This is a genomic window from Streptomyces sp. NPDC001832, assembly GCF_040297265.1.
Classification (GTDB): domain Bacteria; phylum Actinomycetota; class Actinomycetes; order Streptomycetales; family Streptomycetaceae; genus Streptomyces.
Genome location: NZ_JBEOYU010000006.1, coordinates 11,956 through 26,673 on the forward strand (window position 1 = coordinate 11,956; position 14,718 = coordinate 26,673).

Below are 14,718 nucleotides of genomic sequence, written 5' to 3' on the forward strand. Positions count from 1 at the left end.
TCACGTACGGCTCCCCCTGCTTCACCGTAGCCGTACGCACGCTGCCCGCCCTCCGTCCCACCGCCTCCGCCCTCCGCTCCTGCCAAGGAGAGTGCGCCATCAACGCGTCCAGCAGTCCTCATGCCGTGGAGCTCCGCGGCATCACCAAGCGGTTCCCCGGAGTCGTGGCCAACCACGACATCGACATCACCGTGCGCCGCGGCACCGTCCACGCTCTCGTCGGCGAGAACGGCGCCGGCAAGTCCACTCTGATGAAGATCCTGTACGGCATGCAGAAGCCGGACGAGGGAACCATCGCGGTGGACGGCGAGCAGGTCTCGTTCCACAACCCCGGCGACGCCATCGAACGCGGTATCGGCATGGTGCACCAGCACTTCATGCTCGCCGACTACCTCACGGTCCTGGAGAACGTCGTCCTCGGCTCCGAGAAGCTGTACGGGATCGGCGACCGGGCTCGCGCCAAGATCAAGGAGATCTCCGACGCCTACGGTCTCGGTGTCCGCCCGGACGCCATGGTCGAGGACCTCGGGGTCGCCGACCGGCAGCGCGTGGAGATCCTCAAGGTCCTCTACCGCGGCGCCCGCACCCTGATCCTCGACGAGCCCACCGCCGTCCTCGTGCCGCAGGAGGTCGACGCGCTGTTCGACAACCTGCGCGAGCTCAAGGCCGAGGGCCTGACCGTCATCTTCATCTCCCACAAGCTGGGCGAGGTCCTGTCGGTCGCCGACGAGATCACCGTCATCCGGCGCGGTACGACGGTGGGCACCGCCGACCCGAAGCGCACCACGACCAAGCAGCTCGCCGAGCTGATGGTCGGCAGCGAACTCCCGTCGCCGGAGACCCGCGAGTCGACCGTCACCGACATCCCGATGCTGACCGTCGAAGGGCTGCGGCTGACCGCCACCGACCCCGACGGGGTGGTGCGTTCGGTGCTCGACGGCATCGGCTTCACCATCCACAAGGGCGAGGTCCTCGGCATCGCGGGCGTCGAGGGCAACGGTCAGTCCGAACTGGTCGACGCGATCATGGGCATGCGCCACCTCGACGCAGGCGTACTCACCCTGGACGGCGCCGACATCTCCCGCACGCCGACCCGTAAGCGCCGCGAGGACGGCATGGCCGTCGTCCCCGAGGACCGCCACCGGCACGGACTGCTGCTGGAGGCCCCGCTCTGGGAGAACCGCATCCTCGGCCATGTCACCGAACGCCCCAACAGCAAGGGCGCGTTCCTCGATCTCAAGGGCGCCCGCGCCGACACCGAGCGGATCGTGCGCGAGTACGACGTCCGCACTCCCGGTATCGAGGTCACCGCCGCCTCCCTCTCCGGCGGCAACCAGCAGAAGCTGATCGTCGGCCGCGAGATGAGCCACAACCCGAAGCTGCTGATCGCCGCGCACCCCACACGGGGCGTGGACGTCGGCGCACAGGCGCAGATCTGGGACCAGATCCGCGAGGCACGCCGCGAAGGACTGGCGGTGCTGCTCATCTCCGCCGACCTGGACGAGCTGATCGGGCTCTCCGACACCCTGCGCGTCATGTACCGCGGCCGGCTGGTCGCGGACGCCGACCCGGCGACCATCACCCCGGAGGAGCTCGGCTCGGCGATGACGGGCGCGGCCACCGGCCACCTCGAAGCGCCGGAGGAGTCAGCAAAACCGGCCGACTCGGGCGCCGAAAGCACCGACACCGACCCCCGGAACGGGGGAGAGGACCGATGAAGAAGATCGACAAGGAGCGGCTGCTCCTGGGGATCGCGGCCCCCGTACTCGCGATCGTGGTCGCCTTCCTGGTGACCGCACTCGTGCTGGCCGCCACCGGCAAGGAGCCGTTCAGCGCCTTCGGCATCATGTTCGACTACGGGCTGAAGTCGGACAGTCAGGTCTACATCCTGAACAAGGCGACGACGTACTACCTGGCGGGTCTCGCGGTGGCCATCGGCTTCCGGATGAACCTCTTCAACATCGGCGTCGACGGCCAGTACCGCCTCGCCGCCTTCTTCGCCGCCGCGGTCGGCGGCGCGCTGACCCTGCCCGGCTTCCTGCAGATCCCGCTGATCATCCTCACCGCGATGACCGTCGGCGCGATGTGGGCCGGTATCGCCGGTGTCCTCAAGGTCACCCGTGGCGTCAGCGAGGTCGTCTCGACGATCATGCTGAACTCCATCGCGACGGCGATCATCGGCTATCTGCTCCAGCAGGGCCGCCTCGGCCACCTCGACGAGGCCGGCACGAAGATCTCCACCAAGCCGCTCCCCGAGTCCGCGCACTTCTTCGAGTTCCCGACCACCCCGGCGCCCGTCTGGGGCTTCATCGTGGTCGCGGTCGCCGCGGGCATCGCCTACTGGTTCGCGCTCTCCCGTACCCGGTTCGGCTTCGACCTGCGCACCGTCGGCCAGTCCGGCTCCGCGGCCGAGGCCAGCGGCGTCGACGTCAAGAAGATGGTCGTCACCTCGATGCTGCTCTCCGGTGCCGTGGCCGGCTTGGTCGGCATGCCGACCCTCCTCAACGACAGCTACGAGTACAGCGGCGACTTCCCGGTCGGCATCGGCTTCACCGGTATCGCCATCGCCCTCCTCGGCCGCAACCACCCCGTCGGCATCGCGCTCGGCGCACTGCTCTGGGGCTTCCTTGAGCGCGGCACCGGCAAGCTCGAATTCGAGGGGTACGACAAGGAGATCGTCGGCGTGATCCAGGGCGTCATCGTCCTGTGCGTCGTCATCGCCTACGAAGTCGTCCGCCGCTACGGTCTCAAGCGGCAGCAGAGCAAGGTCGGCGCGGAACTCGCCGCACAGGCCGCCTCCCGAAGCTCCGACCAGCAGGCCGCCCGTAACTCCGAACAGCAGGAGGTGTCGGCGTGACCGTCACGGCGACTTCCACCCCGCCCGCCGCGGCCCCCAAGGTCTCCGGCGGCAAGGGCGGCCGCACCCGCCTCTCCCTCCCCGTCGTACTGCTCATCGTCGCGGGGGCCCTGCTCGCGCTGTCCGCCGTACGCGCCATCACCGGCGCCGAGGACATCACATCGGCGGGACAGATCAGCGCGGCGCTCGCGATGGCTGTGCCGATCGGGCTCGCCGGTCTCGGCGGCCTCTGGGCCGAGCGGGCCGGTGTGGTCAACATCGGCCTCGAAGGCATGATGATCCTGGGTACCTTCTTCGGCGCCTGGGCCGGTTGGCAGACCGACCCGTGGCTCGGCGTACTGGCCGGGGTCGTCGGCGGCATGCTCGGTGGGCTGCTGCACGCGATTGCGACCGTCACCTTCGGCGTCGACCACATCATCTCCGGTATCGCCATCAACATCCTGGCGCTCGGCTTCACCACCTACTTCGCCAAGCTCTGGTTCAACACCGGCGAGGCGGCGGCCAAGGGCGGCAGCCCGAAGCAGTCCCCGCCGTCCGACGACATCACCTCGGTGACCATCCCGGGGCTCTCCGACTGGCTGCACTCCATCGAACAGCACCACTGGTTCTTCGTCTCCGACCTGGCCGGCGTCATCGGCGGCCTGGTCACCAATGTGTCGCTGCTGACGATCCTGGCCGTGCTCCTCTTCGTCCTCACGTTCTTCGTACTGTGGAAGACCTCGTTCGGGCTCCGGCTGCGCTCCTGCGGCGAGAACCCGATCGCCGCCGAATCGCTCGGTGTGAACGTCTACCGCTACAAGTACATCGCGGTGATCGTCTCCGGTGGCATGGCCGGCCTCGGCGGTGCCTTCCTCTCGCTCGTCACCTCGCACATCTACAACGAGGGCCAGACCGGCGGCCGCGGCTACATCGGTCTGGCCGCGATGATCTTCGGCAACTGGCGGCCCGGCGGGCTCGCCATGGGCGCCGGCCTGTTCGGCTTCGCCGACGCGCTCCAGCTGCGCAACGGCGGCGAGTCCGTCCACGCACTGCTCCTGCTGCTCGTGGTCGTGCTGGCCGCGCTCGCCGTCTGGAAGCTCTACCGCAAGAGCTTCGTCCAGGGCGCGGTCAGCGCGGTCATCGCCGCCGCGGTGCTGGTCTGGTACCTCGCCACGGACACGGTGCCCACCGAGTTCGTGAGCGCCACCCCGTACATCGTCACGCTGCTCGTCCTCTCGCTCTCCGCCCAACGGTTGCGGATGCCCAAGGCGGACGGCATGCGCTACCGCAAGGGCCAGGGCAAGTGACGGCCGCCGCGGAGGTCGACTGGGCGGCGCTGCGGAGCGCCGCACGGTCCGTCATGGCGCGTGCGTACGTTCCCTACTCGCGCTATCCGGTCGGCGCCGCGGCACGCGTCGACGACGGCCGCACGGTGTCCGGCTGCAACGTCGAGAACGCCTCGTACGGCATCGGGCTGTGCGCCGAGTGCGGCCTGGTCTCCCAGCTCCACGCCACCGGCGGCGGGCGGCTGACTCACTTCACCTGTGTGGACGGGGCGGGCGAGATCCTGGTGCCGTGCGGCAGGTGCAGGCAGCTGCTGTACGAGTTCGGCGGGCCGGAGCTGATCCTGGAGACGCCGGACGGCCTGCGCACGCTCGACGAGATGCTTCCGCAGGCGTTCGGACCGGATCATCTGAAGTAGAACTGCTGTGGCCCTCCTGCTCGTTGGGAGGGCCACACCCGTATCCACCCTCTATGCGCGTAGAGTCATTCAGGACTCTTGCGTACGCACCGGCCGGAAGGATTCCCAGGACATGGACGCCATCTCCGTCATCCGCACCAAGCGGGACCGAGGCGAGCTGACCCCCGAGCAGATCGACTGGGTCATCGACGCCTACACCCGCGGCGAGGTCGCCGACGAGCAGATGTCCGCGCTGGCCATGGCGATCCTGCTGAACGGCATGAACCGTGCGGAGATCGCCCGCTGGACCGCCGCGATGATCGCCTCCGGCGAACGCATGGACTTCGCGTCGCTCTCCCGGCCCACCACCGACAAACACTCCACCGGCGGCGTCGGCGACAAGATCACCCTGCCGCTCGCCCCGCTGGTCGCCGCGTGCGGCGCCGCCGTACCGCAGCTCAGCGGCCGGGGCCTCGGCCACACCGGCGGCACCCTCGACAAGCTGGAGTCCATCCCCGGCTGGCGCGCCCACCTCTCCAACGCGGAGATGCTGGACGTCCTGGACACCACCGGCGCGGTGATCTGCGCGGCCGGTGACGGGCTCGCCCCCGCCGACAAGAAGTTGTACGCGCTGCGCGATGTCACCGGCACCGTCGAGGCCATCCCGCTGATCGCCAGCTCGATCATGTCCAAGAAGATCGCGGAGGGCACCGGCGCGCTCGTCCTGGACGTCAAGGTCGGCTCGGGCGCCTTTATGAAGACCATCGAGGACGCCCGCGAACTGGCCTCCACCATGGTCGCGCTGGGCACCGACAGCGGAGTGCGGACGGTCGCGCTGCTCACCGACATGGCCACCCCGCTCGGCCTGACCGCGGGCAACGCCCTGGAGGTACGCGAGTCGGTCGAGGTGCTCGCCTGCGGCGGTCCGAAGGACGTCGTCGACCTCACCCTGGCCCTCGCCCGCGAGATGCTCGACGCGGCGGGCCTCAAGGACGCCGACCCGGAGAAGGCCCTCGCCGACGGCTCCGCGATGGATGTGTGGCGCCGGATGATCTCCGCCCAGGGCGGCGACCCCGACGCCACGCTCCCGGTCGCCCGCGAGCAGCACGTCGTGACGGCCCCGTCCACCGGCGTACTGACCCGCCTGGACGCGTACGACATCGGCGTCGCGGCCTGGCGCCTCGGTGCGGGCCGGGCCCGCAAGGAGGACCCGGTGCAGGCGGGCGCGGGAGTCGAGCTGCACGCCAAGCCCGGCGACACGGTCACGGCCGGACAGCCTCTGCTGACCCTGCACACCGACACGCCCGAGAAGTTCGACTACGCGCTGAAGGCCCTGCCCTCCTCGTACGACATCGCCCCGGCCGGTACGGACTTCACGGCCACCCCCGTGGTGCGGGAACGTATCGCCTGACCTGCACCAGGCCGTTACTCGTACGGGTGAACGGGACCGGTGGACTGCCGCCGGTCCCGTTCGGCATGTTGGACTCGGTGACGCACCGATAGAGGAGACCGCCATGAGCGCACTCACCGTCGACCCCGTGCCGGGCCACGGCCAGGACTGGGACGACCTCGTCCGGATCTGGGAGGAGACGGACGCACCCGAGGGCTGCAAGGTGGAGATCATCAAGGGGATCGTCACCGTGTCGCTACCGCCGTCCAAGGACCACAGTCTCACTGCGGCTCTGCTGCAGCGCAGGCTCTACACCGTGATCCCGGAGGACTGGGAGATCTTCCAGACCCTCGGCGTCGCCGTGCCGGGCCGGGCCGGGCTCTACATCCCCGATCTCGTGGTCGTGCCGCGTGCCGTGGCGACCGGGCCGGGCAACCGCGTACCGGCGGAAGAGGCCCGACTCGTCGTCGAGATCACCTCGCAGGCCAACGCCAACCACGACCGCATCGGCAAGGCACACGGATACGCGAAGGCCGGCGTTGCGCTCTTCCTGCTCCTCGACCCCTGGCACTCCGGCCGCCCCACCGCCACCTTGTACGGGGAGCCCGCCGAGGGCACGTACCGGATTCTGGACGCGGTCGAGTACGGGGAGAAGCTGACGCTTCCGGAGCCGTTCGCGCTGGTACTGGACACCGGAGCCTTTCCGGTGAGCTGAGAAGCAGCACCGCGCCGGTCCCAGGCGTGCGCGAGCGGCCCGCCGGGACGGATTCCTCAGTCCCGGCGGGCCGCTCGCGTGCGGCCGGTGCGCCCGCTGGATCAGCGGCTCACCGGTGATCGCCTACTTGCCGAAGTACGCGTTGTAGATCGACACCGACGACTTGTTGCCCTGCTTGTCCGTGACATCGGCCTTGTAGGAGATGGACTTGCCCTTGGCCGGGTTCTTCACGGAGAGCTTGCCGGACTTGACCGTGGACTTCTTCCAGGTCTTACCGGAGTCGTAACTGACGTACACCGTCAGCGACTTGAGGTTCTTTCCGGCGGCCGCACCCTGCACCGTCACCGGCACCGAAGCGGTCTTGCCCGCCGTCACCTTGCCGTCCAGCGTCACATTGGGCGTGAAGCGGACAGTCGAGACCGGCAACATGGTCTGGTTGGCGGTCTTCTTGGACCGGAAGGTCCAGCTGGCGTCGACCCGGGTGGAGACGGCCGAGAGCTTGGAGCTGCGCTGCGCCGAGGTCGTCAGCTTGTAGTCGGCGGCACCGGACGGCACGGCGAACGGGGTCCAGCCCTCCAGCGGGTCCGCGTTCTGGGCGAGCTTGACGCCATTGCGGTACAGGACGGTCTTGACCGAACTGTACGTGGAGGAGCCGGCGTTGCCGCTTCCGTCAGCCACCAGCGGCAGCGACCCGACGATGTCGTTGCCGTCGCGGAAGATCCCGTAGTCGGAACCGAGCGCGGGACCGAACACCGCGGTGTTGATCTTCTTCGTGTAGGTCTTGCCCGCCTTGAAGGTCTGCGGGGCACCGAGGGAGTACTGCGCCTCGGAGATCGGGAAGCCGTCCTCGTCGACTCCGCCGTCCTGGCTGAAGTCGATGCCCCACTTCACCTTGTCGGCGGTGGAGACATAGGCGGTGTTGATCCCGGGGAGCTTCTGACTGGACCAGGAGCTCCAGCTGCTGTCCGCACCGGGAAGTGAGCCCCATACAGCGATCTCGCCGGTCTTGCCCTTGACGGATGCGCCGAGAGAGGTATTGACCTTGGCCATCTGGCCGGTGGTGAACTTCCGGCTGTAACCGGTCGCCACCTGGCTCACCGGACCGCCGACCGCGACGTCGTACCGGGTCGAGGAACCCTTGGTCCAGTTGCCGATCCAGCTCTGGGAGAGCGTGCCGTCGGTCACCTTCGGGCCGACGTGCGCGGTGCGGAACCCCTGGAACGAGTTAAGGATCCAGCCGTAGCCGTAGCCGTAGCCGCCGTCCTTACTGTCGAACTTGAGCTCGGTACTGGCCAGTTGGGCCTTTGTGTCCGTGGTCGGCAGGGTGAACTGCACCGGCTTCGTCTTGCGCGCGTCGAACGTCACGGTGACGTTCTTGGTGACGTCCAGTTTCGGCTGAGCGAGCCAGTCGGTGCCCTTGGTGTAGTTCTCCGGGTCGACGTAGACGGCCGAGTTCAGCGTGTAACCGCCCTTGGGAACACGGACCTTTGCCGTTCCGTCGGTGGCCGTCGGGGCCAACCACACGCCGCTCGCCATGCCGGAGAGGCCGTAGAGCTGGGACTCGTGGAACTTGGCGGGCTTGCCGTCACGTCCGATGGTCTTGATCGTGAGGTCGTACGACTCGATCTCGCGCTCGACCGCGGCCGCGGTGCGGACCGTCTGGCCGCCGCCGGTTCCGACGACGTACGCGGAGTAGGAGCCGTCGGCCGTGCCGCCGAGCTTGGTGTTCACGGTCAGCGGCACGTCGGCGGTGCCGCCCGCGGGGACGGTCACCTTGTCGGAGCCGAGGGTGAAGAAGCCGGCCGGGGCAGGCTTGCCCGTTGGACCGGTGGCCGTGACCGCAAGGTCGAGGGTGACGTCCGTCGCACCGAGGTTGCGGTACGTCAGCTTCTTGCTGACCGGGGTGTCATCGGTGTGCGGCCACTGCTGCACACCGAAGCTCACCGAGACCGGGTCGGCGACGACGGTCTGGGCGATCGCCTGGTCGACCGCGATCCGGCCCGAACCCTGCTGGAACGGGGTGTACGCGCCCGGCTTCGTCGAGGCCGTGAGCGCGCCCTTGAGCTCGGCGTACTTCCAGTCCGGGTGCTGCTGCTTGAGGAGCGCCGCGGCGCCCGCGACGTGCGGGGTCGCCATCGACGTACCGGAGATCGTCAGGTAGCCCGGCGGGTTCTGTCCGACCTCCTGGTCGATGACGGAGCCGGGTGCCGCCGCCGCTGTGATGTCCACGCCGGGGGCGGTGACATCGGGCTTGATCGCGCCGTCGCCGATGCGCGGGCCGCGGCTGGAGAAGTCGGCCAGCTTGTCGTTGTCGTCGACCGCGCCGACGGTCAGCGCGGCATCCGCGCTGCCCGGGGAGCCGACCGTGCCGGCGTCGTCGCCCTCGTTGCCCGCTGCGATGGCGAACAGGACGCCGTTGTCGGCCGAAAGCTTGTTGACCGCCGCTTCGAGCGGGTCGATCTCGGGGGTGTCGGCACCGCCGAGGCTCAGGTTGATGACGTCCGCACCTTGCGCGACCGCCCACTCCATGCCCGCCAGGATGCCGGAGTCGTCGCCGAAGCCGTTGTCGTCGAGCACCTTGCCCGAGATCAGCTTGGCGTCCGGGGCCACGCCCTTGAACTTCCCGCCGGACTGGGTGCCCGTACCGGCGGCGATCGATGCCACGTGGGTGCCGTGGCCGAACCGGTCCTTGGTGTCGGAGGAGGCGGAGAAGTCCTTCGCCTCCAGGACCTGGCCCTTGAGGTCCGGGTGGGTGTCGTCCACACCGGTGTCCAGGACCGCGATCTTGACGCCCTTGCCGGTGTAGCCCGCCTTCCAGGCGGCCGGGGTGCCGATCTGCGGGACGCTCTTGTCGAGGCTCGCCTTGCGTACGCCGTCCAGCCAGACCCGGTCGATCCCGGCGGCCATGGTGCGCTGGGCGCCCTGCGTGGGCTTGCTGGTGAGTGCCTGCCAGATCTCCTGGGCGTCGTCCACCGGCGTGGTCACCGACTCGGCGTTCAGCGTCTTCAGGGTCCGGTCGACCCGAGTGGCGCCCGCGTCACGGACCTCCGCCTTCGAGGCCGCCGCCTGGGCACCCCGGTAGGCGACAATCAGCTTCAGGCCCGCCTTCTGGGCCCGGCGGTTCTCCGCACGGTTCAGCTCGGTGACATCGAACAGCCGGCGGTCCAGCTTTCCGGAGCTGATCAGCCGCTGTGCGTCGGCCGGGACGAGCAAGGTGTGCCCGTCGCGTATCTGCCGCTGCACGGGTATGTGTTCGCGGCCCTTGGCCGGCTGGAAGTTCAGCACCCGGCCCTTGGCGTCCACCGAGACGCGGTCGCCGGTGATGAGTGTCAGCTGGTGCTGGGCCACGGGCTCGGCACCCGCCGCTCCGGCGACGTCGGGCTGGGCCATCGCCGGGCTGGTCATCCCGGCTGCGAGCGCCACGGCGGCCGCCGTGGCGATGGTCGATACACACGCGTTTCTCACGTGTTTGCGCAACTCTCCCCCTGGAGAATCAGGCGGCACCTGAGGGGCCGCTGGTCAGTCGGCACCGAATGGGTCACCGGTGCCGACCGGTTCACGTACCTAGAGGGGGAATTGATCGAGAGGGTTCACAGAAACCTTGCTCGAGACGCGAGTTGACGGAAGTTGATCGGTTCCGGACGGCCCGGAGGGACGAGCGCCGGGCGCGCGCGCCGGTCGGGGCGAGACCGGCGGGGGCAGCCGCTGGGCGGGGTGCGGGGCATGTGCAGGGCCGGGCACCGGGCCGGGGCGCCGGGAAAACGCGGAAGCGGGCAGCGACGATTTTCAGCCACCGCACGCCCCCGCGCTCGACGGGAAGTGCCGAAGCGGCACTCATTCACCTCACGTCCCGGGCTTGCGTCCGTACACGTACACGTCATCGCCGTTCTTCAGCAGGTTCCAGTACGCCTTCGCGTCGGCGGGCCGCATGTTCACGCAGCCGTGCGACCCAGGCGGGTTCCACATCTTCACGCCCACCGAGTGGAACGCCTGCCCGCCGTCGAAGAACTGGGAGTACGGCATCTGTACGTGGTAGATCGTCGACCAGTGGTTGATGTGCCGCAGGTAGATCTTCGACAGCCCGGTGCGGGTCTCGTACCCGTTCCGCCCGGTCCGTACTGGGACGGGTCCGAACTTCAGCTTGCTGCCGTCCTGGATCCAGCTCAGCTGCCGGGTCAGGTCCACACATGCGATGCGCCCCTTGTTGGTGGGGCACTTCTTGTCCTTGTTCGGGTTCTTTCCGGCGGCCTTCTGGGCCGTGAGCGTCTTCATCGTTCGCCAGGTGACCGGCCCCGCGTAACCGATGTCCGGGGTGACCCCGTAGGTGCGCTGGAACGACTGGATCGCCTTGCAGTCGGCTGCCGACTGCTTGCCGTCGACCGGCCGGTGCAGATACTTCTCGGCCTGCTTCTGGTACGGCCCGGTGGACGTCGTGCAGGACGCCGCCTGCGCCGATCCGCCGGTGCCCAGGACGAGGGCGGGCGCCGCCATCAGACCGGCGACGGACAGCGCGAATGCGCGCCGCGTCCGGATCCCCCGTGATTTCCCTGCGACTCTCATGTACGCCAACTCCCCTTCGCGCGCCGTGAGGTGCTTCCGGCTGCTAGACGCGCGTCGGGGAGTGGATGGTTGTGCGTCGTATGTCTCAGTTCTGTACGGACGCCTGCTAGTTCTGTACGAACGCCTGCCTAGTTCTGTACGGACGCCTGCCTAGTTCTGTACGGACGCCACCGGCACGAGCCGGCGCCGCTCGGCGCGTGCGGCCCGCGAGCCGTACAGCGTGATCGATACGACGCCGAGGACCGCGAGCAGCCCCAGCGCTACGGTCCCGGCCCAGCCTCCCGCGTGGAAGGCGACCGCGCCGAGCGTGCCGCCCGCGCTGGAGCCCAGGTAGTACGCGGACTGGTAGAGCGCCGACGCCTGGGCGCGGCCCTTCGTCGCCGTACGGCTCACGGACGAGGAGGCGACCGCGTGCCCGGCGAAGAAGCCGGCCGTGATCAGGACCAGGCCGAGGAGTACGGCGGCCAGCTGGTCGGCGAGCGAGATCAGCAGACCGGCGGCCGTGGTGGAGACGGCCAGGTACAGCGCACCCCGTCGGCCGAGCCGGGCGACCAGCTTGCCGGCCGCGGCGGAGGAGACCGTACCGACGAGATAGACCAGGAAGATCGAGCCGATGACCCCCTGCGGGAGGTTGAACGGCGCCTCCACCAGGCGATAGCCGATCAAGGTGTAGACCGCGCCGAACACCGTCATGAACAGCGCGCCGATCGCGTACAGCCTGCGCAGCAGCGGATCGGCGAGGTGCCCGCCCACGGTCTTCGCGAGGGCCTTCGGGTTCAGCGAACCAGGGGTGAAGTGCCGGGCCTTGGGGATCATGAAGTGGAAGACGACCGCGCAGGCCACCGCCAGCAGCCCGACCGCGCCGAGCGCCGCCCGCCAGCCCCACAGCTGGGCGACCCAGCCGGTGAGGATACGGCCGCTCATGCCGCCGATGCTGTTTCCCGCCACGAACAGTCCGATGGCGGCGACCAGCGCCTTCGGCCGTACCTCCTCGGCCAGATACGCCATCGCGGAGGCGGGCAGTCCGGCCAGCGCCGCGCCCTGGACGGCGCGCAGCGCGATCAGCCAGCCCAGCGAGGGCGCGAACGGCACGAGCAGCCCGACCAGTACGGCGACCGTCAGCGAAGCGGTCATCATCTGCCGCCGCCCGAACCGCTCGGAGAGCGCGCTCATGGGCAGCACGCACAGTGCCAGTGCGCCCGTCGCGGCGGAGACCGTCCAGCTGGCCTGTCCGGCCGTGGCGCCGAGGGAGGCGGAGATGGCGGGCAGCAGGGCCTGGGTGGAGTAGAGGAGAGCGAAGGTCGCGACACCGGCGGCGAAGAGCGCGAAGCTCATCCGGCGGTAGCCGGGGCGGCCCGGTTCGAGACGGTCCGGCGCGGCGGCGTCTGCGGTGGCGACAGCGCCAGCGTCTGCGGTGGCGTCTGCGGTGGCGGGGGACGGCTGGGGCGAGGCGGCCACGGTGAGGGTGGACGCCCCGGTACTGGCAGGAGGCATGATGCAAAGGTAAAAGCCCCGGTTTCATGCGTCCAATGCATGAATTCCTCATAATCGTTCCTATGGCGCATGAACGCAGCTCACAGTCCCGGCTGTCACCCAGTAGTTACGAAGAAGACATTCGCGCAGTCCTCGCACCGCGGCTGGCCCACTTCGAGGCGGTGGCCCGCCACGAACACGTCACCCGCGCCGCGCACGAGCTCGGCATCCCGCAGTCGACGCTCTCGCGGGCGATGGTCAGGCTGGAACAGGACCTGGGAGTCGCCCTGTTCGCCCGCAAGGGCCGAACCGTCTCCCTCACCCCCGCGGGCCGCACCTTCCTGGGCTCCGCCGAGCGGGCCCTCGCCGAGGTCGAGAAGGCCGCCGACTCGGTACGGGCCGACGCCGACCCGGCCACCGGCAAGGTCGCCTTCGGCTTTCTGCACACCATGGGATCCGAGACCGTGCCCTCCCTGATCCGAGCCTTCCGCGTCGACCACCCCCGGGTCCGCTTCCAGCTCGTGCAGAACTACGGCGAGGCGATGATCGAACGCCTCCGGTCCGGCGGCCTCGACCTCTGCCTCACCTCACCCGTCCCGGACGCCCCCGATCTGGTCGCCCGCCGCCTCGACGAACAGCGGCTGCGCCTCGTCGTCCCCGAGGACCACCGCCTCGCCTCGCGCCGCCGCATCCGCCTGGCGGAGGCCGCCGACGAAAGGTTCGTCACCCTCGAACCCGGGTACGGCCTGCGGCGGATCACCGATGACCTGTGCGCGGAGGCGGGCTTCAAGCCACGCGTCGCCTTCGAGGGTGAGGAAGCGGAGACCCTGCGCGGCCTGGTAGCGGCCGGGCTCGGCGTGGCCCTGCTGCCACCGCCCGCGGTGGCCCGCCCCGGCGTCGTCGAACTCACTGTCACGGCCCCGAGGGCGGCCCGCGAGATCGGTGTCGCCTGGCTGGACGGCCACCCGGACACCCCGCCGGTGGCCGCCTTCAAGCGCTTCCTGCTGTCGCGGCGGGGCAACTTGCTGCCGGACTGAGCGGGGCGGGGCGGTGAGAAGGCCTGGGTGCCGTACGCGCCCTCCACCTGCGGCACCTGCGGCACCTGCGGCGCCCCGGCGCCGGGGGCGGCGCGGCGGCTGAGCAGTCACCTGCGTCGCACCCCGTCAGCGGCAGTAGAGCTGCTGCTGACAGCGAAGCACGACGGGACGGGCCGGACTGCTCGAAGGACATTCGGTAGTACCTACTTCCTCTTGCCCGGGCGCGGCCAACGGCAGGCGACGCCGCGACAGAGCCTTCTCTGTCGCAGGACGTCCTACACCTGTTCCCGGTTCTTCGAGCGGCATCGCCGGCCCTTTCTTCAGCCCCGCAACGACTTCCCGAACCCCGCGGCCAGCGGCATCCGCAACCCCAGTGGCGGTGGCGCCGCCAGGGCGTCGGCGACCGGGCGCGCGTATGCCCGGCCGAAGAGTGAGCCGCGGACGAAGTCCGTGACCAGGGCCGCCACTTCGGCCCGGTGCTGGCGCAGTCCGTGACCGTCCGAGTGAACCTCGAAACGGCAGGTGTCGCGGTTGGCCTTCTTGGCGCGTTCGGCCAGGCGGAAGGAGAGTTCGGGGTCGGTGCGGGCATCGTTCGTGCCGTGGACGAGCAGCACCTGACGGCCGAGCAGATGTTTCACCGGCTCCGGTTCGTCCGCCGCGTTCCCGGGTAGCCAAGGGGCCATCGCCAGCACGGAGTTGACCGCATCATGGCCACCCGCCCGAAGTGCGGCCCGGCCGCCCATGCCGTGACCGACGAGGCAGACGGGGACGTCGCCGTAGCGTCGTACGACCTCGTCCACCGCCCATTCGGCGTCCGCCGCGAGCTGTGCGTCGGTCGCGTTCCAGCCGCGGCAGCGGTAGCGCACGACATGCACGGCGAGCCCGTCCTTCTGGCCGGCGCGGGCCAGGGTGTGGGCCAGCGGCAGCTGGAGGGCGTACGAGAGTGGGGAGGGGCGGCGGTGCGAGTCGGCCTCGCCGTCCGGGAGCAGCAGAACCACGCCGCTGACCGCAGTTGGTGTTCCGGCC

The 14,718-nt window shown here is 69.6% G+C and carries 11 protein-coding genes; 7 read left to right on the forward strand and 4 right to left on the reverse strand.

Translation table 11 applies throughout. The features are described 5' to 3' along the window. Positions 1-125: 125 nt before the first annotated feature. The 6 genes from ABT115_RS07060 to ABT115_RS07085 all read left to right on the forward strand — a co-directional run bounded on the left by ABT115_RS07060 (position 126) and on the right by ABT115_RS07085 (position 6,622). Positions 126-1,718 carry an ABC transporter ATP-binding protein gene (locus tag ABT115_RS07060; protein ID WP_351784893.1) on the forward strand — a complete coding sequence of 531 codons (1,593 nt, stop codon included), beginning with the start codon at positions 126-128 and terminating at the stop codon, positions 1,716-1,718. Further along, on the forward strand, positions 1,715-2,857 hold the full coding sequence (locus ABT115_RS07065; protein ID WP_351784895.1) for an ABC transporter permease: 1,143 nt from the start codon (positions 1,715-1,717) through the stop codon (positions 2,855-2,857). Before ABT115_RS07060 ends, ABT115_RS07065 begins: the two co-directional genes overlap by 4 nt. Continuing rightward, positions 2,854-4,143, forward strand: a complete 1,290-nt coding sequence (locus ABT115_RS07070; RefSeq protein ID WP_351784897.1) for an ABC transporter permease — start codon at positions 2,854-2,856, stop codon at positions 4,141-4,143. The genes ABT115_RS07065 and ABT115_RS07070 overlap by 4 nt, the downstream gene beginning before the upstream one ends. Next, complete coding sequence (locus ABT115_RS07075) at positions 4,140-4,538, forward strand: cytidine deaminase (RefSeq protein WP_351784899.1); 399 nt, start codon at positions 4,140-4,142, stop codon at positions 4,536-4,538. The genes ABT115_RS07070 and ABT115_RS07075 overlap by 4 nt, the downstream gene beginning before the upstream one ends. A 112-nt stretch (positions 4,539-4,650) precedes the next feature. Next, a complete protein-coding gene (locus ABT115_RS07080) occupies positions 4,651-5,928 on the forward strand; it encodes a thymidine phosphorylase (RefSeq protein WP_351784901.1) in 1,278 nt (425 codons plus the stop codon). A 103-nt stretch (positions 5,929-6,031) separates the two neighbouring features. After that, the gene (locus tag ABT115_RS07085) at positions 6,032-6,622 is read left to right on the forward strand and encodes a Uma2 family endonuclease (protein WP_351784903.1); all 591 of its coding nucleotides are present in this window, start codon (positions 6,032-6,034) and stop codon (positions 6,620-6,622) included. Between the two features lie 123 nt (positions 6,623-6,745). Here the strand turns inward: ABT115_RS07085 and ABT115_RS07090 are convergent, their stop codons facing one another. From ABT115_RS07090 to ABT115_RS07100, 3 genes are all read right to left on the reverse strand, one after another. Further along, complete coding sequence (locus ABT115_RS07090; protein ID WP_502969041.1) at positions 6,746-10,087, reverse strand: S8 family peptidase; 3,342 nt, start codon at positions 10,085-10,087, stop codon at positions 6,746-6,748. Between the two features lie 378 nt (positions 10,088-10,465). Further along, positions 10,466-11,182: a L,D-transpeptidase family protein gene (locus ABT115_RS07095; protein WP_351784905.1), complete on the reverse strand. Its 717-nt coding sequence runs from the start codon at positions 11,180-11,182 to the stop codon at positions 10,466-10,468. A gap of 150 nt (positions 11,183-11,332) precedes the next feature. Further along, the gene (locus ABT115_RS07100; protein ID WP_351784907.1) at positions 11,333-12,676 is read right to left on the reverse strand and encodes an MFS transporter; all 1,344 of its coding nucleotides are present in this window, start codon (positions 12,674-12,676) and stop codon (positions 11,333-11,335) included. Between the two features lie 62 nt (positions 12,677-12,738). Between ABT115_RS07100 and ABT115_RS07105 the strand changes: the two genes are divergently transcribed. Further along, a complete protein-coding gene (locus ABT115_RS07105; protein WP_351784909.1) occupies positions 12,739-13,692 on the forward strand; it encodes a LysR family transcriptional regulator in 954 nt (317 codons plus the stop codon). 320 nt (positions 13,693-14,012) lie between these two features. Here the strand turns inward: ABT115_RS07105 and ABT115_RS07110 are convergent, their stop codons facing one another. Then, positions 14,013-14,690, reverse strand: a complete 678-nt coding sequence (locus ABT115_RS07110; protein WP_351785266.1) for an alpha/beta hydrolase family protein — start codon at positions 14,688-14,690, stop codon at positions 14,013-14,015. Positions 14,691-14,718: the final 28 nt, after the last annotated feature.